The sequence below is a fragment of the Acinetobacter sp. ANC 5378 genome, from assembly GCF_013004315.1.
Taxonomy (GTDB): Bacteria; Pseudomonadota; Gammaproteobacteria; order Pseudomonadales; family Moraxellaceae; genus Acinetobacter.
Map to the genome: position 1 here is coordinate 1 of NZ_JABERK010000048.1, position 21,744 is coordinate 21,744.

The window sequence follows — 21,744 nt, forward strand, 5'->3', positions numbered from 1 at the left end:
AAGCCGCCTTGACCACCGAAGCCACCTTGTTGACCACCGAAGCCGCCAGTTTGACCGCCGAAGCCGCCTTGACCACCGAAGCCGCCTTGACCACCGAAGCCGCCAGTTTGACCGCCGAAGCCGCCTTGACCACCGAAGCCGCCAGTTTGACCGCCGAAGCCGCCTTGACCACCTTGAGCACCAAAGCCACCAGGAGCGCCTTGAGCACCAGCAGGAGCACCAGCAGGACGTGGGTTACGTGCAGGAACTACTGTAGAAATCGCATGTTTGTAAACCATTTGGCTTACAGTATTTTTTAATAAAACGACATATTGGTCAAAAGATTCAATATGACCTTGTAATTTAATACCGTTAACAAGGAAGATAGAAACAGGGATGCGTTCCTTACGGAGAGAATTCAAGAACGGATCTTGTAAAGTTTGACCTTTAGACATGTTATAACTCCAAAAAATTTAAAAATCAGCGCAAAAAACTATCTTTATTATTCAAATAAAAATTATAAAAAGATAGTTACTAAATTTTGCTTTATCCGTAACAGTTTCGCAAGTCTTCTTGAGCCTGCGTTATCGTCAAATATGTTTTAAAATTATGCAATTCTTGCAAAGATCTTAACCAGGTATATTGACGTTTTGCAAGTTGTCGTGTCGCAAACAAAGACTTATCCTCCATTTCTTGCCGTTTTTCGTTACTTTGATCACTTTTTTGCAGGAATTCTAAAGTTTGACGATAACCGACAGAGCGCATTGAGGGTAAATTATCATTTAAATCGTATTTTTCAATCAGACCTTCTACTTCATGTAAAAATCCGATATTCCACATAGTTTTAAGCCGCTGTTCAATACGTTTATGTAATTCTACACGATCAGGCAATAAAGCATGATTATGAAAAGTGTAACGATAGGGTATATTTTTAGGTTGCTCGGCTTGTAGTTTTGTAATCGGCTGCCCTGTAAGCTTAAATACTTCCAATGCACGGATGATGCGTTGCTTATCACTGATCTTGAATTTCTGACCCGCTAAAGCATCAACACGACACAATTCTGCATAAACCGCCTCCCAGCCTTGCTGCTCGGCTTGCGCTTCAATTTCAGCCCGAATAGCATAATCTGCACTGGGTAAATTGCTTGACAATCCTTCCAGTAAAGCCTTGAAATAAAGCATGGTTCCACCCACCAAAATCGGTGTTTTACCACGTGCATGAATTTCATCAATCAATACACAGGCATCTTCGACAAAATTGGCTGCCGAATACACTTCTAGGGGCGTAATAATATCAATCAAATGATGCGGATAGCGCGCCTGCTCTTCTTTTGTCGGTTTGGCTGTACCAATATCCATATCTTTATAAACCAGCGCAGAATCGACGGAGATCAGCTCAAAACGACCTTGCTCATAAAGTTCACATGCCAAAGCGGTTTTACCACTTGCAGTTGGTCCCATTAAATTGATGACCGGCAATTGATTTGACATGTACAACTACTCTCCTCGAGCAAAAAGTTTATCTAATTGTGAAAGTGGAAATGCACGCCAGGTTGGACGTCCATGATTACACTGACTGGCAAATTCGGTTTGTTCCATTTGACGCAGCAACGCATTCATTTCAGAAAGACTGAGTATGCGATGCGCACGAACTGCACCATGACAGGCCATTCCCGCCAAAATCTGGTCACGCTTTTGCAGCAGACCTTGGGCTTCATCACCTGGGTCTAAATCATTCAGTAATTCTGGCACCAAAGATTCAAAATCGGCCTTATGTAAAATGGCAGGCACCCCGCGTACAATCACCTGCTCATCGCCATATTGGTCAATTTCAAGACCTAAACGCGCTAGCTGGTCTTTCAGCTCATCGACCCGCATGGCTTGCATACGACTAATACTGATGACTTTTGGAATAAGTAACTGTTGTGATGTCCAGAATTCAGGTTTATCCCACGCAGCTTTCATCTGTTGCAATACAATCCGCTCATGCGCCGCATGCATATCGACAATAATCAGACCTTCAGTGTTCTGAGCCAGAATATAAATGCCATGCAATTGTGCAATTGCAATACCGAGTGGATGTTCATCAACATGAACGGCTGCACTTTGTTCAAATTGATTCAATGCTGCATCTGCCATCGGTGAGGTTGATTCACGTAATGGCGCTAAATAGCTTTGTAAGGCATTATTCAGTTGCTGTGAACCCGTATAACGACTTTGTGAAGGCTGAGATGAATATTGAACGGTTTGTGGGCTAGAAGCATTAAAATCAGTTAATAATTCAGTAGATGACTCAACTGACATTACCGGCTGCGCAGTTTCAACAGCACGATGGAGTTGAAACTGCTCCTGATAACGCGGATGTTGCGTTTGAGGTTGATCAACAGTTTCCTCTTGCGTTTTCATGGCATGAGCCAAGTCAGCACTTGCCGTTTGAAACTGAGATAGCGTTTCTTTGGCAAAATGGCGCACAAATTCATGCACTTCACGTTGATTTAAAAAACGGATCTCATGCTTGGTTGGATGTACATTGACATCAATATTTTCAGGATCAATTTCTAGAAACAATAAATATGCCGAATGTTGATGACCATGCAAAATCCCATCGTAAGCCATACGCAAGGCATGTGAGATAGTTTTATCTTTTACAATACGCCCATTCACGTAGACATACTGCAAATCCGCTTGTGAACGTGCATCGGATGGATGCCCGAGCCAGCCAGATAGACGCATGCTAATGCTATCGGCATCGATCCAATAGGCATTTTCAGTAAACTGGCGCCCCAATAATTGTTGAACACGTTGGAAACGGAGTTCGCCACTATCAGCCACCGGCAGATTCAAACGAATAGTGTTGTTATGCTCTAAAACAAAACGGATATCAAAATGGGTTAAGGCCAGACGACGGACAATTTCTTCAATATGCCCAAATTCAGTGCCCTGCTTTTTTAAGAACTTGCGACGAGCCGGTACATTAAAAAACAGATCCTGTATCCGGATATGGGTGCCTTTTTGTGTCGCGACCGCTTGAATTTCCTGATGATCAAAAGCGGTTCCGTTTACTTCAACCTGATAACCGATTCCCTCATCATTCTGGCTGCTGGTCAGGGTTAAACGTGAAACTGCAGCAATCGAGGCCAAGGCTTCACCACGAAAACCCAAACTGACAATAGCCTGTAAATCATCAGCCGTTTGAATTTTACTGGTGGCATGCCGCATCACTGCCAAAGCCAAATCATCCGGATGAACACCATGACCATTGTCTATGATTTCAATTAAGGTACTGCCACCCTGTTCAACGCGAATAATAAGTTCAGTCGCACCTGCATCAATTGAATTTTCTAATAATTCTTTCACCACCGATGCTGGACGCTCAATCACCTCACCGGCAGCAATCTGGTTCGCCAGTGCAGGATTAAGGGTATGAATACGACGTAGACTTAAATCATCACGCATTGTTCAATTGACTCTCTAATGCTTGTTTTAATGCTGCCGATGAGAAACTTAAACTTGCAGTACGCGTCAGTTCATCCTCGGACTTTTCAATATTAATAATCAGGTCAGCTTGTGGAATTTCATCACCACCTTTTGAAGGCCATTCAAATAAAAACAGCGCATTCGGTGTTTCTAAATAATCGCGAACACCCATCAGTTCAAGTTCATAAGGATCATTTAAACGGTATAAATCAAAATGAAAGATGTCTTTACCATTGATATTATAGGGTTCAACCAAAGTATAGGTTGGGCTTTTTACTGCACCTTGATGCCCTAAACTTTGCAAAAAATAGCGTGTCAGTGTGGTTTTTCCCGCACCTAAATCACCAATTAAATAAACCACGCCCGTGCTAAAATGCTGCGCCAAAACCTGTGCTAAATTTTGGGTATCGTCTTCATTGTTCAAGGCTAAATTAAATGAATACTGCATATGACTCACGACATGATTCAAAAGAACAATTATGATAGCATCGCACCGCTTTATTGCCCATGCTCGCACTTCCAAATGTGTAACTTTTCCTACATTTCATTGTAAATATCATTAATTTCTATGAACGACAGATTGATCCACGACAAATCACATGACCAGCACTGAATTTATTCCGCCAATGATTGATGGCGTAAGCGCAAGCAAAGTATTCCTGCCTAAAATGAAACCTGCACCGACAACTGTCTATCAGTATCTGTGTCAGCAGTTTCCGCATATTGCCGCCGATGAATGGCAGCAACGCTTTGCGGATGGTTTGATTTATGACGCCTTGGGAAATATCTTAAGTTTTGATTCTGATTATATTGAAAATAGCCATGTGTTTTACTACCGTTTTCTAGCACATGAAATTCATGTTCCCTTTGAACATGAAATTTTATTTGAAAATGAACACTTGTTAGTAATCGATAAACCGCACTTTTTAACCATCAGCCCAACGGGTCAATACGTGCAAGAAACACTGCTGGTACGGCTAAAAAAACAAACGGGGAATGAGTTTTTAACCCCGATACATCGGCTCGACCGTGAAACAGCAGGTGTAGTTTTATTCTCGAAACGGGTGTCTAGTCGAGCGATCTATCAAGAAATGTTTGCACAACGCCAGGTTAAAAAAATCTATCATGCGATTGCACCTTTTCATGCAGATTTAACATTTCCTTGTTATACACGCTATCGAATGGAAAAAGGTGAACCCTTTTATACGATGCAAGTGGTTGAAGGAAAAATAAATAGTGAAACGGAAATTCATTTAATTGAACATGACTCTGTCTGGGCAAAATACGAACTTAAACCGATCACCGGCAAGCAACATCAGTTGCGTGTTCACTTGAACAGTTTAGGCATTGCCATCAAAAATGATCCTTTTTATCCAGAAGTACAGCATAAAAGGGAAGATGATTTTTCAGCACCACTGCAGCTTTTAGCAAAGCATATTCGCTTCAATGATCCAGTCACCTTTCAAGAGATGGAGTTTTCATCCAAGTTTGAATTGACATTGTAATATGCTTGTCATTACAATTTATTTTCGTAAATATAGTGTATGAATATTGAAATTACATTAGATTTGATTAAAATAAATGCTGAAAAGTTAAGTAATTAGATGTATTCAAAAAATCATGAGAAAAACAGAAGTTTATCAAATAAGACTTGACTCCCAAGAAAAAAAGCATGCATTTGCGGTGTTTAAACAATTGGGGATTACGCCAGCACAAGCGGTTCGACTTTTTTTTAAACAAGTTGTTCTAACCAAATCAATCCCATTTTCAATTGAAAATCAAAGTATTAACCTTGAACAACTGTATAAAATCCGTAAATTAAAGCAACAGCAAAGCACTTTAAATGATGATGCAGAACAAGTGGTTGATGGTGATGAAGAATTTATTTTAGATGATGATCATTTAGATTTGTTTGAAGAGCTGAATGCTATTTTGGGTGAAAGTGACAAAACTTAACAGTGTTGCATTTACAAACAAATTTTAAAAAACTGAATATAAAAAATTAGTTATGCTTCATGCGAAGATAAAAAAAGCATGGAGTATGGAATGATCGTAAGACGCGCAACTCTAGAAGATTTACATCCACTTGCAGTTTTATTCGATGAATATCGCCAATTTTATGGTGCTTCTTCCAACATAAATTTATCTTATCAATTCTTAAAAAAACGCTTTGAAAATCAGGAAAGTGTAATTTTTATTCATATCAAAGACGATGTCTTTACCGGTTTTATTTTACTTTATTTAGGTTTTTCTTCTGTAGCTTGTTCTATCTATTATATTTTAGATGATGTTTATGTCACCCCAACGTTTCGACGTCAGGGTTCAGCAAAGCAACTGATTGATACCGCCATTTTATTTGCACGTCATGAAAATGCACTACGCATTAGCCTGGAAACTCAAAAAAGCAATTACCAGTCGCATAAACTCTATGAACAAATGGGTTTTGTGAAAGATGATGAATTTAAAATCTATCACTGTTTCCTTAAATAACCATGCGTGTCTTGGCAAGCTCTACTTGTTGTTCCGTTAAATAAATCCACTTGCCTTGCTCTAATTCAGGAAGTACTAAAGCACCAATTTGCTGACGATGTAATCGTTCAACTTTATTTCCCACAGCAGCTAACATCCGTTTCACCTGATGATAAACACCTTGATGAATGGTCAGCTGTAATTCATGTTCTGCAAGTTTAATCACATCTGTCGCTGCAAAAATACCTGATTCATTGCGTAATTCTACGCCCTGCTGCAATTGCTGAATCTGTTGCCCTGTCACAGCATCGGTGGTCTGCATTCGATATACTTTAGCGACATGCTTTTTTGGATGGGTTAAGGCTTGCAGAAACTGACCATCATCTGTAAGCAATAGAAGCCCACTGGTGTCCTGATCTAAACGTCCTACACATTGCAAACCACGGTTCATCAACACATCATCAAAAAGGTCAAACACACTAAAATGATGGGTCGCTTGATGGGAACACTCGTAATCTTGCGGCTTGTTTAAAGCGATATAAACCTTTTCACGATAATCAAAACTTTCGCCATACACGGAAAAACTTAAATTATTTAAGTCCAGTTTATGTTTTGCATTGGTGATAACTTCACCTTGGATGGCAATCGCTCCATTTTTAATGAGCTGCTGGCAATGTTTACGCGAACCGAAACCTTGCGATTGCAACATCTTTTCCAAAAACATAAACCTCACCCTCTAACTATCACGAAAGGCGCATTCTATACTGAAATGCAGGCTAATTTTATTGTTCACACCCTTTAAAGTAAATCTATACTCAAAACCCGATACAATAGGTGTTATTTTTCCCACTCTCCCTTAAAGTAATGTCCAATTTAGATTTAAATCTGATCGTTCTCCTGGTTTTATTGGCTTGCGGTATCTTTAGTCATAATAGTGCAGTCACGATTGCCGCTGGTGTTTTAATTGTCTTTCGCATTACCCCGCTGAGTGAATTTTTCCCTTACTTGCAGCAACACGGTTTAAATATTGGCATCATCATTTTAACCATTGGTGTTTTAACCCCGATTGCCAGTGGAAAAATTCCGGGAGACGCGATTTTAAAATCCTTTATGAGCTGGAAGTCCCTACTGGCCATTGCGATTGGGGTTTTAGTCGCCTGGCTGGGTGGACGTGGGGTTAAGCTGATGAGCAATCAACCGGATGTAGTTGCAGGCTTACTCATCGGGACAGTTGCAGGTGTTGCAGTATTACGCGGTGTTCCGGTCGGTCCTTTGATCGCCGCCGGAATATTGACTTTGTTTATCGGTCATTCCTGAATTTTTAATCTTAAGCCTGACAACTGGTACTTGGCAGGCTTATTCTGCACGATTTATGCAGCTTTTCGAAATAAAATTCTGGTTAAAAGCATACCAATCAGAGACAGGGTTGCCATTAAAATGCCCACCCAAAACCATCCACCTGTAGCAAGTACAATTGAAGCAATCAAAGGTGGCAACAGGAATTGCGAGGTGGCCGAAAATTGCAACACCAGCCCGATCGTGGTGCTAATGGCAATCGGCTTGGCGGCAAAATTTAACACTTGAGAAAACACGACCGCTGCCACCAGACCGCCAAATAATGAAAAGCTCAAAACCAATATAAATTGCAGACTAAAGGGTAAGAATTCACGTAACAAATAAAAGCTCAGGGCACAGACCATTAAGGTGGTAAAACCGGTTTGGACTAAAGTTTGAGGCCGAAAACCACGCTGTAACAACAAGCCACAAGCAAAGGTGCCAATGGCATTGGCAATCGCCACAATAGCCGTTAAGCCCCCTGCCACCGCTAAAGAAATTTGATATTGTTGATAAATGCTGGGTAAAAAACCGACCAGACTAAACCATTGTCCGGCGTATACGCCAAAAATAGCCGCCAGAATCCAGGCTGGAGGATGTTTTAAAGTCAGTTTAATTAAATCAAAAACTGCAACCGACTGGGTATGGGTTTGCGCTGTGGGAATAATCGTGTAAATCACACCTGCCAAGGCAAGTGATAATAACCCGAAGCAAATCCAAACCCCTTGCCAACCTATGCTATTGAGCAGGAATGGGGTACACAGCAAGCCTATTCCCATTCCGCCTCCCATATAGGCACTCCATAGCCCCATCTTGGCTTGCAACTGCTCGACGGGAACCAGTTGGCGGATAAAAGCAGGACCACTTAAGGTAATCAGTAAAAATCCGAAACCTTCTACTACACGCAGTGCCAGCAGCCCTTCAAATGTTTGGACAAAACCGCCAATAAAACTGGCGATTGCGAGTAAACTTAGTCCAAATAAGACACAGCGTTTTAAGCCAATTTTAGCGGTATAACTGCCCAGTAATAATGCCATGCACATACCGGCAACTTGCACCAGGGACAATAAAAAACCGGCTTGTACCAAACTGATGCCTAACTCGGCTTGCAGGACAGGAACCGCAGGTGGTAACTTCCCGACATGCATGGCAGCGACAAATCCTGCTGCAATAATCCATAAATCTTTGCTAAGCCAATGCGCGGAACTCACAACCTTCTCCTTTAGCGATTCCAGCGCTAGACTAGCAAGAATAAAAACAATAATTTATCGCTGATTTAGATAAGCTAAGAGCTGAGAACAATCAGTCTGTATTGACTCAGGCCATAAGAAAATTCCGTCTAAAGCTGTGAACTTGTGCAAAATCCAGCGTATCCTTTTTAAGCAGAATAATATTGATTACGCTTTTGCGAGAATTTAGCCAATTGTTTTAAGAAACCTTCAAAATAACTTTTCTCTTTCTCTTCAGTTCGATAACCCGCATACAAAGTACGGCGCAAACCTGTAGCAGAGACACAATCTAAACGGCGTGAAGTCACCCAACCTTTTTGCTCATATTCATTCACCACCCAATCTGGAAGTGCCGCAATCCCCCGTCCACTCGCCACCAACTGAATCAACATCTGAGTTAAATCTGTGGTACGTATGTGCTTCGGTTGGATATTTGCAGGAATAAACAGTTTCGCCATGATATCTAAACGGTGCTTATCGACCGGATAAGTAATCAGGGTTTCATCTGCCAACTCTTGAACGGTAATACGTTCGGCACGTACCAATGGATGGGTATTGGATAAAACCAGACGTGACTCATATTCAAAAATCGGGAAATATTCAATGCCTTTTAAAGCAATCGGATCTGCCGTAATCAACAAATCAAATTCTGCATTTTGCAAAAGTTCATGTGGATTGGATTCAAAACCTGATGCAAAGTCCAGATCTACATCTGGATATAAATGACGATATTGATTGAGCAAAGGCATCAACCAGTCAAAACAACTATGACATTCTGAGGAGAAAATAATACGCCCGGTCTGACCATGCACAATACGGGTAATATCGGTTTGGGTAATCTGAATTTGTGGCAATACATCATCAGCCAATTTGAGTAAACGCTGCCCCACATTAGAAAAAGTCACCGGGCGACTACGGCGATTCACCACCTCTACCCCATACCAATGATCCAGTTCTTTCAGTTGATGAGAAATTGCTGAGGGCGTTAAACACAAATCATTGGCTGCAGCCACCAATGAACCATGCTCACGCAATGCAGTTAAAGTTTTTAAGTGACGAATTTCTAACATGAGCGAAGACCAGCAAAGCACTGCTTTGCCTGAGCGCAAGACGAGAAGCTATGCTTCGAGTGGCAAGGATCAGACAAAACTTTAGCTAAATAAAGATTAAGAATTCGAATTTATGAGTTAACAATTACTTATCTTCAAAATAAATAAGTAACTCCAACGCCAAATAATGAATACAATTCAATATAACATAAAATTAATTAGATTATTTCATGTTTAATTTTATTCGATGATGTTTTCAACAAAAAGAATCTCCTTACAGAAAAAACATCATGACGATTACTTCTCACATTCTTGGCTATCCACGTGTTGGGGCAAAGCGTGAACTTAAATTTGCTTGCGAGTCATATTAGAAAGGTGAATCTACCCAAGTCGAATTTTTGACTAAAGCCCAAACAGTTACAGTTGAAGCAAACAACTGGCAAGCACAGATTAAAGATAGCCTCTTTTTAGAAGTTATTTTTATATGAGAGAAAAAATCATCTATTATGAAAAATGATAATATTGCCCGGTACCAAAGTCATAAAAACTTAGGCTAGAACCTGAAATCGTAATCTCGAAATAACTCGAATTTCCATAATGATAACCTTCGTATTTTTTTACGCCTTTCTTTTTTAAACTGATAAATTCACGATGACCATAATCATATAAATTGAACTCTCGACCGGTATATCGCCCCTCAAAAATAACTGATCGCTGATAATCATAAAGTTTGGCTTCATGTTGATTTACATCGCCGCTTATTTGAGGATATGTGCTTTCGTTATAATCATAAATATTAGATTTAGTGTTTCCAAATTCCAGTTTGGCTACCACTAAAGCGAGTGCCGCTCTCTGATACTGTTTCATAAATTTTCCCTTTTATTTTTTTAATTGTTTTGAGTGATAAAAAAGTCATCCTATTTTCTATTTTAAAACTTATTCAAATTGTTGTTATTCAAAAACAACATAACAAATTATTTTTTCAACTTAAAGTATTACTTTTATAATGCCTCAAATTTAACTTTAAATAATCTTTCCCACAATCCCAAACTGAGAAATCTAGACTTCTTTAGAACTTTGGTCTTAGCCTTGCAGGAATTAAAACTAAACTGACTGAGATCTTTCCAAAACGATCTATCTAAAGCCCATCAAAAATAAAATAAACAAATATATTTCAATCCGCTAAAAATAATCAACCTAACGACATCTGGTTAATATGAATGTTTTTACTATGGTTCGATCTAAGATAAATATTGTATTTACCTGTCCCTTTATATTTAAGCTCAAATCATTAACAAATACAGCTTTGAGAGAAAAAATGCCCATAAAACTCATATGCGTCTCGCACACGCCGTTACTGGATTTTGCATCTCCTCCTGCAGAGATTGAAGCCGCTGCACGCGCAACATTTCAAAAACTGGCGGAACAGGTTAAAGCCTATGATCCCACGCTGATTGTGGTCTTTGGTCCAGACCATTTTAACGGCTTCTTTTATGACCTGATGCCGAGTTTCTGTGTCGGTGTACGTGCAACTGCTGCAGGTGACTGGAACTACCGACCTGCACCATTGGACGTTCCAGAAGATAAAGCACTCGGTTTAATTGAACACTGTTTAGATCACGATATTGATGTTTCCTATTCCTATCGGATGCAGACCGATCATGGTTTTACCCAACCACTCGATTTACTTTGCGAAGGTCAGCTTAATCGCTATCCGGTGATTCCGGTGTTTATTAATGGTGCTGCTGCACCAATGCCCCGTACCAAACGTGTGATTGAACTGGGTAAAGTGATTGGTGAATATCTTAAAACCTTAGATGAACGCGTTTTAATTATTGGATCGGGTGGTTTATCGCATGATCCACCGACACCGCAAATTAGTACGGCAACACCCGAAGTTCAGGAATTCTTAATTGCTGGGCGTAACCCGACAGCAGAAGCACGTGAGCATCGTCAATCCAAAGTCATTGCAGTGGGTCAACGTCTTGCTAGTGGTGACTTATCAGCAGCGCTACCATTGAACCCGGAATGGGATAAAGACTTATTACAGCACTTTAAAAATGCGGATTTTGATTATTTAGCCAATATGAGCAATGACGAAATTCGTCGTGATGGCGGGCGTGGCGGTCAGGAAATTCGTGCCTGGATTGCGGCATTCGCAGCACTTTCTGCAAGTGGCGAATATGATTCAGAAGTGCATTATTATGAACCGATTCAGGAATGGATTGCCGGCATGGGCATGATGACCGCCGAACCCAAAGCATAAACATCCATACAACAGCAAAAAATCAAATAAAAAGGACATCTCATGATGTCCTTTTTTGATCGAAGTATTGAGATTTATTCAACAAAAAGTAAAGCCAAACGCACCTGATCATAACCCATACGAGGGGTAGTCGCTTCCACAATTGGACGCAGCTTAATGACACCATCTTCACTAAAATGTTCAGGACTTTGACGTTTCATTAAGCGTTTATAAATTTTCCGCACCTGTTCAACAACTTCTTCACCCGGATGTGCTACAGAAATATCCAGACCCTGCTCTTTATGCAATTTCGCTAAATGATTGATAATCGTTGCAGGGGTTAATCCGCGCTCAACCGCAATATCCTGAATTTCATAACCTTCGACAAAAAGCTCACGCGTTTCATCCAGTGTGGCAGTGGCATAATTGGTTTTGCCGCCACTTTTTGCAATTTTCTTTTCATTGCGCTGAATTTCAGTTTCATTCAGTGTACCGCCGCAATGACGAATAAAGGCTTTATGTTGCGGTGCTAAATCAATCGATTCAAAGTGATTTTCCGCTTCATTGGATAATTCCTGAAAACGACGATCCGCTTTAATCGCCAGACTATCCAGTTCCAAAGCCTGCTCATTAATCCCGAGCAGCTTTAAGCCACTTAAGGCTTTTAACCGTGATATTGCCACATAGCCCTGACCTTTCTCAAAAGTGTGGGCCAGATTAATTTCAGCAGCTTCCAAGGTCATGCCTTGGGATTTATGAATGGTAATCGCCCAGGCCAAACGCAGTGGAATTTGCTGAAAACTGGCAATGGTTTTACCGGCATCGTTATCCACCGACCATGTTTCAGGCGCCACAACCAGCACTGTGCCATCGGTGAGCTTAACTTTAGGTAAAATGCCATGATCATCGTCTTCTTCAAAGCCAATCACCTCGCCTAAACTGCCGTTGATGTAGCCCATATCAAAGTTGTTCTTCACAAACATCACTTTGGCATTTTTCTTTAAGGTGAGATTTTCAGGCGCACGCACGGATGACTTTAAAGTTTCAATCAGTTTGTCATTACCATCACATACCGCTTCAAACTGTCGCTCATCCGCTTCAATGGCATTCAGATGCTTAAAGTTGATTGCATCCACATCCATATTATGAGTATACAAACGGGTGAAGGTTTCACCAATATCCTGCTGGCGAGTTTGCTCTAAAGCACGAAGATGTTCAGCGGTAATACTTTGACTACGAATGGCATTTAAAATGTCATTTAAATAATCGTTACCTTGACGATGTTGCTCAGTCAAATAACAGACGCGGAATTTCGCTTCGACCCAGGCATCAGACATAAAGCAGAATTTATCGCGATTGCGTTCGTCATTTTTACCCACTGGCGGTAACTGGAAAAAGTCACCGGCGACAATCACTTGAATCCCACCAAAGGCTTCGTCGCTTTCTTTAAAATATTTTAAAACCTGATTCACCAGATTGAGCTGCTTGGCATGCAACATTGAAATTTCATCAATAATCAGCACTTGGGCATTTTCTAAATGCTCTTTTAAGTATTTGCGCTCTTTCATGTTTTTCAGATCAGCATCGGACAAAAAATCCTTGATGCCAATTCCCGCCCAGGTATGAATAGTCATACCATTCATATGCGTTGCTGCAATACCTGTTGATGCAGTAATCGCAACAGGTACTTTACGGGCTTTCAAATAATTGATGTACTGATTGAGCGTATAGGTTTTCCCTGCACCAGCCGAACCTGTTAAAAAGACATTTTCGCCCGCTTTTAAAAGCTTGAGTGCAGTTTCTTGTTTCATAAGACCTATAACCGTAAATTAACGGCTATAGCCTACCGATTTTTTCCCTAAAAGTTAAGCACAGAAAAAAGTTTAACGACAGCAACTGTCACTTAGATGCGATTAACCGTAAATTTAACCAGGAGATAAATTGCAGAGCGACATTTACAAAAAGATATTCAGCTTTTTGATTATGCGGATATTCCAACTGCTCATAGACCAACTGCCCATCTCGCAGATTACAACCTAAAGTCATATGATGTGTACCTGTTAGCGATGCCATATGAAAAGCCACATATTCCCCATCAATAATACGCTGTGCATAGCTGACTGCTAGGCAATGATGACATCTTTTGGATTCTTCGATAATTCGCTCTAAATCCGCAAGTTCTTCAAAACTCCAACCTGCAAACTGAATCTTTTTCTCAACCATCAGCGGTTGCCATACAGTTTCAGCATAATTTTTCTTTAACTGCGCAATAATTTCCTGTTTCTGGATTTGATCATGCCAATCAATCGCTTGATGAAGCAGCCCCATCCAGGTGGTACTTTTTAGAACCATTTTATTGTGAGTAAAATAGTCGACCAAATAATCGCGTACATAGGAATCAAAGACCGACACTCGGGTATGCCGATCACGTAAATAAAAGATTTTTCTAAATTCATCCAGCGGCATTTTATAACGCTGCAATACCGTATAAAAATCACGGTTCTGATGGGTTTCCGGACGGATATAAAACATGAGCTCTTCAGGTAATGCCTGGGTTATTTTCTGTAGATGCAACATATAAGCCTGCATCACCCGACTTAAACCTAAATAAATTTTCTTAACGATTTGCTCGTTCCCTTTCGCGACATTCCGCATGAGCTCCATCCATTCATCTAAATACAAAATAGAAGGACTAATCGCAATCCGATGATCATCCAGAGCTTGCCGTTGCCCCTTTAACACCACACTATGATTATTCTCATGTTCAAACCAGGCTTCTTGCATCGCAAAATAATGACAGCTATGAATGAACATGCGCGCTGAAGAATGCTGAAAATACTGCAAGCTGGCTAAAATCACCTGCGGGTGAATCCGACTGGTATCCACAAAACTTAAAGCCGTCACAGCCACTCTGACACTGCTGTGTTGAATATGGCGACTGAGCCAATCCAGCACCTCACCGGATTGTTTAAACAACCAGTTCACCGCGCGTGGATAATCAAATACTGGCAGTTTTGCGACTTTCTTCTGCCAAACTGTAGAGGTTGCATGAAGAAAATTATGCTTTGACAATAAATCATCACGTTGCCAAAGTTCGCGTCGCATTAACCGGACAAAACCTAATAATTGTGTTTTTTCCTGTGCATGACGATATAGCAACTGGATATCATCTTGATGTTCCATTAACTCATTTAAATTAAAACGCTCTTCAAATGACAGTGCCATAATGCGATACATGGCGGCAGGTAAAAACTGCGAGGCGCTAAAACAGAATTCATCCAGACATTCCATCAAGGGTTGCAGTGGTAAAAACCCATCACCACACAGCACTTGAATAGAACAAATCTGTTGCAGCATTTGAACAACAGCTTCAGGTAATGCCGTTTTATTCAGTACATAATCGCTCAGAATCTTCGAGTGATAAAGCTCTGCATTCATCATCAGCTGATCAATAATTTCAGCTTCATCTATGCCCAGACATTTTAAATACGTACTGACCCGTTCAGCTCCATTGACCCATACATAAATCTGCTCGAGTAATAGCTGTTGTAATTGCTGGGCTTTTTGACGCAGAAAAAGCGAATGTTGCGGCTTTAAATCACCGGTTAAAAAATACAGATCATGCAGAATAAATTCTTCAATTAATTCCGCTTTTTGCCCCAAATAATAAAAATCACACTGCAAGATGCTTTTCAGATCTGAGTCTGGTGCATGAAATTGGAGTTGAAATAAACCATTGGCTATTTGTACAGCATGCCGCTCTTGATCAATACGAAACATATTTTGCGCATTCAGATCACCGACAATATTGAGCTGATCTTGAAAAATTTCATTTAGACTTTTAGAAATTCTGAGTAACTGTTTCGCAACCCACTGATACTGCGGTACTAAACGATCCTGTTCCATACTCGCCTCAAATTAAACATCCATCCCAAGATGAATTTAATCATATACTGAAGCTACTGTATGCCGACTTGAAAATTTAATCAAACCTGCCCGGCAAGTTATCCAGGCTTAATCATTTGATCATCCATTATAAAAACTCTAGCAATAAAATATTACCCAAGCCTACTCAAACTTTTTCAATTTCACGTTGTTGTTTTAAATGTTCTAATCCTGCATAAATTTGTTGCTGAATCTGATCACGGAAATCTTTTAATTGTTCAGCATTTTCAATATGCATTAAATTTTGTCGTGGCATAAACTGAAAATAAAAAGGTACACGTTTCGGGATAATATTTTTAGGCAAGGACGGAATCACGTCACCATGCCGGAGTAATTTATCCAGTTGTGGAAGCTTGAGCAGTTTCTGAAACCATTTGCTTTTTATAATCTGATTGGCATCAAAACCGAGCTCAAAGACTTCATCGCCACCCAAAGCTGCAAATGGAACAATGTCATAGTTAAATTCCTGCGCCAGTTTTAAGAAACCGTAACGCTCCTTCCAGATCAACCGATAAGCCTCGCCTTTTCTTTTCAAGACTTCCCGACCACCACCCGGAAAGACCAGGATCGAATAACCTTGCTGCATCGCGGCACGAATATATTCTTTCTCGCCATCGACCGCACCGAATTTTTTAAACACGATTCGCCAAAACGGCAAATAAAAATGGCCATGATCAGCAATACTGACCACAGCCACTTTATGTTGGTTATAGAGGTAGTCAATCAGCATTGGTGAGTCGAGCACACCATACAGAGTATGATTACCTACATACATTACAGGTTTGGATGCATCAATATGTTCTGCACCCAAAAAGGTTGGCGTGAAATACAGTTTGGATAACGTACTTAAACGTTTAATCCATTTTGCATCATGCTCAACCTGCAATGCATGGTTCCTTATGCAACAACGTGTTTTTGTACAAGAATCGAACCGACTGAATAACCTGCACCGAATGAGCAAAGTACACCGTACTCGCCATCATTCACTTCATGTGCTGTACGGTGTAAAGCAATGATTACACCTGCAGAAGATGTATTGGCAAACTCATCTAGAATAATTGGCACCAGTGAACGGTCAGCATCTTTACCGACTACATATTTCAAGATCAGGTCATTCATGCTGGCATTGGCTTGGTGCAACCAGAAACGTTTTACGTTGCTTGGTGCAATTTCATTTTTCTCAAGTTGCTTGGTAATGATTTTCGCAACCAGTGGACACACTTCTTTAAAGACTTTACGACCGTCTTGGCGGAACAGTTTGTCATCTACAACCGCATCTTCACTGCGGTTCAAGTAACCGAAGTTGTTGCGAATGTTGTTTGAAAACTGAGTAAACAAATGCGTATCTACAATGTCAAAACCAGTTTTAGTGGTCGTATCTTCAATAATTGATGCTGTTGCAACATCACCGAAAATAAAGTGACAGTCACGTGAACGGAAATCGGTATGACCCGAAGTAATTTCGACATTTACCAACAATACACGGCGTGCACCACATTTAATCGCATCAGATGCTTGTTTTAAACCAAAGGTTGCAGCAGAACAGGCAACGTTCATGTCATAGGCATAGCCTTGAATGCCCAAAGCGGTTTGGATTTCAATTGAAACTGCTGGATAAGCACGTTGAATGTTTGAACAAGACAGAATCACAACATCAATATCTGCTGCAGTCACACCGGCATTTTCCATCGCCTGTTTAGCTGCTGTAACGCCCCACTCTGCTTGAATGGAAAGTTCATCATTACTGCGTTCACGTAAACGTGGATAAAGGCGTTTTGGATCTAGGATGCCTGATTTTTCAGCAACATAACGACTTTTAACACCGGATGCTTTTTCAATGAATTCTGCATCTGAACCGCGAAGCGCTTCAATTTCCCCAGCAGCGATTTTATCAGCATTGTCGTGGTTAAACTGTTCCACATAAGCATTTAAACTTGTCACTAATTCTTCATTGCTAATGGCTTCTTCTGGATGATAAAGACCAGTACCGGTAATACGAATGCCCATGTAAAACTCCTGCTAATTTCGCGCTATGCTAACTGATGCCCAATTGATTCCATACTTTTTGCAATCTGGTTGGAGAAACCGGCATTTTGGTTTTCATTGGCTGTGAAAACAAAGAAATGCGAAATTCTTCAATCATGAAGTACAGTTCTTTCAGGCGAGCGTCATTTTTAAACTTAAATACTTTTTCCATCCATGGGTCAACTTGATCAATGGCAGAATTATCCCTTTGCAGGTTATTGGGCAAGCGTTCCAGACGCAACACCAAGGCCTTTAAGTAACGCGGGAATTCCTGCCAGATGTCTGAAGATTTCACATACACAAAGTCGGAAAGATTCATCAAATCAAGCTGATCTTCAATGTCATCGATATTTTTTCCAAACAGGGAATCGTCTAACACCAATAATTTCCGACGAATATCCTGCCATTGGATATAAATATCACTGAGTACAGATAATGCCACTTGCCCATGCGTTAGGAAAGATTTTTTTACATTTAATATCAAGTTTTGAAACTCTTCAGCATTGACAGGAAGCTCATTTATCGTCATCTGCAGTGTGGCATAAACTAACATCTGCTCCAGTTTAGCTTTGTCACCCAGCGGTGAATAGGCTAAAGCCAGCGGTTTTGAAATCTGTTTTTTCAGTTGTCGAACCAAATCACCCAACTGCATATAAACCAGACGAATCACCCCTTCACGATGCTGTTTTATGGCTTCAGCCTGATCATTAAAGGTTTGGATCACCACACCCGATTCATCTTTGGCATCCAGATCTGCAAATGCTTTGGTCGGCACCAAGGCTTGATATTGCTTAACAATTACCCCTGTCACTTTTTGCGAGGCTTCAAAAGTGAAATTATCAGGGAAAGTTTTAAACTCACCTTTGAGCTGCTTCACCGGACTATGCGTTTCAGTACGGCAACGCGCTTTCAGTTCCGCCAAATCACGGCCTTGTTCAAGCACACGACCTTTTTCATCAATCACTTTAATGAACGGCAACAAATACTGGTCTACACGTTCAAAAGAAAAATCTTTTGCAGTGATGTGTTCACCACGTAACTGGAAAGCCAAGAAAGCAAAGATATGTTCGCGTAAATTGAGTGCATCGATCCGGGAAATCAACTTACGTGCAGTATCCGGAATCGGAACCAGATTACGACGTTTGTCTTTAGGCAGTGATTTTAGCAACGCTTCAATCAAATCCTGACGCCAGCCGGGTATACCCCATGACCAGACATTTTCATCAACCTGCGGCAAGGCTTGCACCGGAATTTTAACCGTTGCGCCATCTTCATCATGACTTGGGTCAAAACGGTAGCTAGCAGCTAAACGTAATGAACCATTGTGCAGATAATCAGGAAATTGTTGTGTCGTTGGACGATCATTCATCCACAATGCATCATCATCGACGAATAAATAACGCGGATTTTGCGGTTCAACCGTTGCACGCCAGTCTTCAAATGTTCGACGACTTGCCACATCTTCAGGAACTTTTGATGCATAGAACTGATAAATGGTTTCTTCATCGACCACCAGATCACGTCGACGCAGCTTATCTTCAACCCGCTCCACTTCTTCAAGCTTGAGCAAATTATGCTTTAAGAATGGCGGCGTAATGCCGAGATTGCCTGTGGTTAAGGCATCACGCAGGAAGATTTCATGTGCCGCAGGCTGATCAACTTTTTCATAATCCATCAAACGTTTTGGTTCAATAATTAAACCAAACAATGAAATCTGGTCATAACAATTGACGATACCGGCTTTCTTCGACCAATGTGGCTCAAAATAATGATGTTTCAGCAAATCACGCGCTGCAAGCAGAATCCATTCAGGTTCAATTTTGGCTAGCGTACGTAAATACACTTGAGAGGTTTCCACCATCTCAAAGGCCATCACCCACGGCGTATTGGTCTTATGCAAAGTCGAAGCCGGGAAAATCCGTGCCTTTTGTTGGCGTACTGCCATAAATACATTACGTTCATCAGTCTTGTTGGCAATAAACGAAAGCAAACCGGTCAGTAAAGCGCGGTGCAGGTTTTCATAACTGGCTTTTTTATCATTAAATGAAAGCTTTAAGCCTTGCGCCAATTCCGTCAACTGTTCATGGGTTTTTTTCCATTCACGCAAACGCAACCAGCTTAAAAAGTGCTGGCGTGCAAAATTACGACGTTTATTTTCATTCATCGACGCACGGTTATTTTGCAAGGTTTCCCATAACTTGATATAGAACAGAAAATCAGAATCCGCTTCTTTGAATAAGGCATGTTTCTGGTCCGCTTGGGTTTGTTTATCTGCCGGACGTTCACGCGGGTCTTGTACTGCCAGTGCAGCCACAATAATCAGCACTTCATTCAGCACACCAAAATGCGCGCCACCCAAAATCATGCGAGCCAAACGCGGGTCAATCGGCATCTTCGCCATTTGCTGACCAATTTTGGTTAAGGAACCTTCCCCTTTAGAAAGTCTCCCTTTATCAAAGGGAGACTTAGAGGGATTTTCTTTATTAGCTTCAGCTTTAGGAGAATTTTTCTCATTCATCGCCCCAAGCTCAATTAGCAGCTTGCGACCATCATTCACCAAGCGATGATCTGGCGGTTCAATAAAGTCGAAACTTTCCAACTCGCCCAGATTCAAACTTTGCATCTGCAAAATTACAGAAGCTAAATTGGTACGCTTGATTTCAGGTTCGGTAAATTCAGGACGACTCTGGAAATCTTCTTCAGAATACAGTCGAATACACACACCCGGTGCAATACGGCCACAACGGCCTTTACGCTGATTAGCAGCTGCTTGTGACACGGCTTCAATAGGTAATCGCTGCACCCGTGAACGGTAACTGTAACGTGAAATACGCGCAAAACCGCTGTCGATCACATAGCGGATATTTGGCACGGTTAAAGCAGTTTCGGCCACGTTGGTGGCAATGATAATTCGTCGCCCACTTCCCCCCGGATTAAAAATCTTTTGCTGTTCTGCTAAAGCCAAGCGTGCATATAAAGGTAAAATTTCGGTATGCCGTGGACCATGCTTTTGCAGGGTTTCTTGCAGTTCGCGAATTTCCTGTTCGGTACTGGCAAAAATCAGGATATCGGCATGTTCGGGATGGCCTTTTTCCTGCGCATCCTGAAAACACTCATTGACCGCCTGAACCACTGCACGCGGCAGGTTTTCTTCAAAGTCATCAAATTCATCGTCATCACTGCCGCCAATAGTCATTTCTGAAATGGGACGATAACGAAGTTCTACCGGGAAACTACGTCCTTCAACTTCAAAAACTGGGGCATCAAAAAAGTAACTGCTAAAGCGATTTACATCTAAAGTGGCTGAAGTAATGATAACTTTTAAATCACGACGCTTAGACAAAAGCTGTTTGAGATAGCCCATGATAAAGTCAATATTGAGTGAACGCTCATGTGCTTCATCAATAATAATCGTGTCGTATTTGGTTAAGTAACGGTCATTGGCCAATTCAGCCAGCAAAATACCATCCGTCATTAAACGAACAATTGAGTCTTGCGAACCTTGTTCATTAAAACGGATTTTAAAACCAATCGATTCACCCAGCTTTTCACCGACTTCTTCCGCAATACGCTGCGACACACTACGCGCAGCCAATCGACGCGGTTGGGTATGACCAATCATGCCGGTTAAACCACGTCCGGCCAGCATGGCAATTTGCGGTAACTGTGTAGTTTTACCCGAACCGGTTTCCCCTGCCACAATAATCACTTGATGCTGTTGAATCGCTTCAATCAGCTTATCTTTATATTGGGTAACAGGTAGGTCTTGATTGAGTTTGATATTCGGGACACGAGACAGGCGCTCACGCACTTTATGATTCGATTTTTCTAATAATTCCTGATACTGTTTTTCGTTCGCATCTTTACCTTTGCGTAGTCGATTTAAACGATGACGGTCACGTGCCATGACCCATTGATCTACATTTAAATGACTTAACACAGATAATTTATCCCAAAACAAAAAATTGAACTGAATATTTTACGCTGTAAC

General features: G+C 41.0%; 19 protein-coding genes. 6 read left to right on the forward strand and 13 right to left on the reverse strand.

What is annotated here, in order from left to right; all coding sequences use genetic code 11:
• The 4 genes from hfq to tsaE all read right to left on the reverse strand — a co-directional run.
• Positions 1–434 (reverse strand): RNA chaperone Hfq (hfq, locus tag HLH16_RS10550; RefSeq protein WP_171529293.1); only part of this gene is annotated, 434 nt, incomplete at its 3' end.
• A gap of 91 nt (positions 435–525) precedes the next feature.
• Entirely contained in the window at positions 526–1,470 is a 945-nt protein-coding gene (gene miaA / locus HLH16_RS10555; protein ID WP_171529294.1) for a tRNA (adenosine(37)-N6)-dimethylallyltransferase MiaA, read from the reverse strand.
• Between the two features lie 6 nt (positions 1,471–1,476).
• Entirely contained in the window at positions 1,477–3,435 is a 1,959-nt protein-coding gene (mutL, locus tag HLH16_RS10560) for a DNA mismatch repair endonuclease MutL (protein ID WP_171529295.1), read from the reverse strand.
• A complete protein-coding gene (tsaE, locus tag HLH16_RS10565; RefSeq protein ID WP_171529326.1) occupies positions 3,428–3,904 on the reverse strand; it encodes a tRNA (adenosine(37)-N6)-threonylcarbamoyltransferase complex ATPase subunit type 1 TsaE in 477 nt (158 codons plus the stop codon). Before tsaE ends, mutL begins: the two co-directional genes overlap by 8 nt.
• Before the next feature lie 151 nt (positions 3,905–4,055).
• On the opposite strand from tsaE, the gene HLH16_RS10570 reads away from it, so the two are divergent.
• The 3 genes from HLH16_RS10570 (at position 4,056) to HLH16_RS10580 (ending at position 5,946) form a co-directional block, all read left to right on the forward strand.
• Complete coding sequence (locus HLH16_RS10570; protein WP_171529296.1) at positions 4,056–4,961, forward strand: pseudouridine synthase; 906 nt, start codon at positions 4,056–4,058, stop codon at positions 4,959–4,961.
• A 115-nt stretch (positions 4,962–5,076) separates the two neighbouring features.
• Positions 5,077–5,412, forward strand: a complete 336-nt coding sequence (locus HLH16_RS10575; protein ID WP_171529297.1) for a type II toxin-antitoxin system RelB/DinJ family antitoxin — start codon at positions 5,077–5,079, stop codon at positions 5,410–5,412.
• 90 nt (positions 5,413–5,502) lie between these two features.
• Positions 5,503–5,946 carry a GNAT family N-acetyltransferase gene (locus tag HLH16_RS10580; protein ID WP_131288078.1) on the forward strand — a complete coding sequence of 148 codons (444 nt, stop codon included), beginning with the start codon at positions 5,503–5,505 and terminating at the stop codon, positions 5,944–5,946.
• On the opposite strand, the gene HLH16_RS10585 is transcribed toward HLH16_RS10580, so the two are convergent.
• Complete coding sequence (locus HLH16_RS10585) at positions 5,939–6,649, reverse strand: pseudouridine synthase (protein WP_171529298.1); 711 nt, start codon at positions 6,647–6,649, stop codon at positions 5,939–5,941. The genes HLH16_RS10580 and HLH16_RS10585 overlap by 8 nt on opposite strands.
• 140 nt (positions 6,650–6,789) lie before the next feature.
• Between HLH16_RS10585 and HLH16_RS10590 the strand changes: the two genes are divergently transcribed.
• Positions 6,790–7,242, forward strand: a complete 453-nt coding sequence (locus HLH16_RS10590; RefSeq protein ID WP_086192808.1) for a DUF441 domain-containing protein — start codon at positions 6,790–6,792, stop codon at positions 7,240–7,242.
• 53 nt (positions 7,243–7,295) lie between these two features.
• Here the strand turns inward: HLH16_RS10590 and HLH16_RS10595 are convergent, their stop codons facing one another.
• Both HLH16_RS10595 and HLH16_RS10600 read right to left on the reverse strand, forming a co-directional pair.
• Entirely contained in the window at positions 7,296–8,471 is a 1,176-nt protein-coding gene (locus HLH16_RS10595; RefSeq protein WP_171529299.1) for an MFS transporter, read from the reverse strand.
• Positions 8,472–8,638: 167 nt separating this feature from the next.
• Positions 8,639–9,559 (reverse strand): LysR family transcriptional regulator, encoded by a 921-nt coding sequence (locus HLH16_RS10600; RefSeq protein WP_171529300.1) that lies wholly within the window; start codon positions 9,557–9,559, stop codon positions 8,639–8,641.
• Between the two features lie 269 nt (positions 9,560–9,828).
• On the opposite strand from HLH16_RS10600, the gene HLH16_RS10605 reads away from it, so the two are divergent.
• Entirely contained in the window at positions 9,829–9,909 is an 81-nt protein-coding gene (locus tag HLH16_RS10605) for a hypothetical protein (protein ID WP_171529327.1), read from the forward strand.
• 133 nt (positions 9,910–10,042) lie between these two features.
• Here the strand turns inward: HLH16_RS10605 and HLH16_RS10610 are convergent, their stop codons facing one another.
• Positions 10,043–10,405: a hypothetical protein gene (locus tag HLH16_RS10610; RefSeq protein WP_171529301.1), complete on the reverse strand. Its 363-nt coding sequence runs from the start codon at positions 10,403–10,405 to the stop codon at positions 10,043–10,045.
• 451 nt (positions 10,406–10,856) lie between these two features.
• Between HLH16_RS10610 and HLH16_RS10615 the strand changes: the two genes are divergently transcribed.
• Positions 10,857–11,804 carry a 3-carboxyethylcatechol 2,3-dioxygenase gene (locus HLH16_RS10615; RefSeq protein ID WP_171529302.1) on the forward strand — a complete coding sequence of 316 codons (948 nt, stop codon included), beginning with the start codon at positions 10,857–10,859 and terminating at the stop codon, positions 11,802–11,804.
• A gap of 74 nt (positions 11,805–11,878) precedes the next feature.
• Here HLH16_RS10615 and HLH16_RS10620 read toward each other — a convergent pair whose 3' ends face one another.
• From HLH16_RS10620 to hrpA, 5 genes are all read right to left on the reverse strand, one after another.
• Complete coding sequence (locus HLH16_RS10620; protein WP_171529303.1) at positions 11,879–13,594, reverse strand: DEAD/DEAH box helicase; 1,716 nt, start codon at positions 13,592–13,594, stop codon at positions 11,879–11,881.
• A gap of 88 nt (positions 13,595–13,682) precedes the next feature.
• On the reverse strand, positions 13,683–15,689 hold the full coding sequence (locus tag HLH16_RS10625) for a hypothetical protein (protein WP_171529304.1): 2,007 nt from the start codon (positions 15,687–15,689) through the stop codon (positions 13,683–13,685).
• A gap of 166 nt (positions 15,690–15,855) precedes the next feature.
• Positions 15,856–16,614, reverse strand: coding sequence for a lysophospholipid acyltransferase family protein (locus HLH16_RS10630; RefSeq protein WP_171529305.1), 759 nt, complete (start codon positions 16,612–16,614; stop codon positions 15,856–15,858).
• Between the two features lie 11 nt (positions 16,615–16,625).
• A complete protein-coding gene (locus tag HLH16_RS10635) occupies positions 16,626–17,735 on the reverse strand; it encodes a beta-ketoacyl-ACP synthase III (protein WP_171529306.1) in 1,110 nt (369 codons plus the stop codon).
• 28 nt (positions 17,736–17,763) lie between these two features.
• Entirely contained in the window at positions 17,764–21,660 is a 3,897-nt protein-coding gene (hrpA, locus tag HLH16_RS10640) for an ATP-dependent RNA helicase HrpA (protein WP_214646687.1), read from the reverse strand.
• Positions 21,661–21,744: the final 84 nt, after the last annotated feature.

Coding starts and splice junctions, on each gene's coding strand:
- miaA (WP_171529294.1), bottom strand. CDS start 1,470: ATGTCAAATCAATTGCCGGTCATCAATTTAATGGGACCAACTGCAAGT.
- mutL (WP_171529295.1), bottom strand. CDS start 3,435: ATGCGTGATGATTTAAGTCTACGTCGTATTCATACCCTTAATCCTGCA.
- tsaE (WP_171529326.1), bottom strand. CDS start 3,904: ATGCAGTATTCATTTAATTTAGCCTTGAACAATGAAGACGATACCCAA.
- HLH16_RS10570 (WP_171529296.1), top strand. CDS start 4,056: ATGACCAGCACTGAATTTATTCCGCCAATGATTGATGGCGTAAGCGCA.
- HLH16_RS10575 (WP_171529297.1), top strand. CDS start 5,077: ATGAGAAAAACAGAAGTTTATCAAATAAGACTTGACTCCCAAGAAAAA.
- HLH16_RS10580 (WP_131288078.1), top strand. CDS start 5,503: ATGATCGTAAGACGCGCAACTCTAGAAGATTTACATCCACTTGCAGTT.
- HLH16_RS10585 (WP_171529298.1), bottom strand. CDS start 6,649: ATGTTTTTGGAAAAGATGTTGCAATCGCAAGGTTTCGGTTCGCGTAAA.
- HLH16_RS10590 (WP_086192808.1), top strand. CDS start 6,790: ATGTCCAATTTAGATTTAAATCTGATCGTTCTCCTGGTTTTATTGGCT.
- HLH16_RS10600 (WP_171529300.1), bottom strand. CDS start 9,559: ATGTTAGAAATTCGTCACTTAAAAACTTTAACTGCATTGCGTGAGCAT.
- HLH16_RS10605 (WP_171529327.1), top strand. CDS start 9,829: ATGACGATTACTTCTCACATTCTTGGCTATCCACGTGTTGGGGCAAAG.
- HLH16_RS10610 (WP_171529301.1), bottom strand. CDS start 10,405: ATGAAACAGTATCAGAGAGCGGCACTCGCTTTAGTGGTAGCCAAACTG.
- HLH16_RS10615 (WP_171529302.1), top strand. CDS start 10,857: ATGCCCATAAAACTCATATGCGTCTCGCACACGCCGTTACTGGATTTT.
- HLH16_RS10620 (WP_171529303.1), bottom strand. CDS start 13,594: ATGAAACAAGAAACTGCACTCAAGCTTTTAAAAGCGGGCGAAAATGTC.
- HLH16_RS10625 (WP_171529304.1), bottom strand. CDS start 15,689: ATGGAACAGGATCGTTTAGTACCGCAGTATCAGTGGGTTGCGAAACAG.
- HLH16_RS10635 (WP_171529306.1), bottom strand. CDS start 17,735: ATGGGCATTCGTATTACCGGTACTGGTCTTTATCATCCAGAAGAAGCC.
- hrpA (WP_214646687.1), bottom strand. CDS start 21,660: ATGGCACGTGACCGTCATCGTTTAAATCGACTACGCAAAGGTAAAGAT.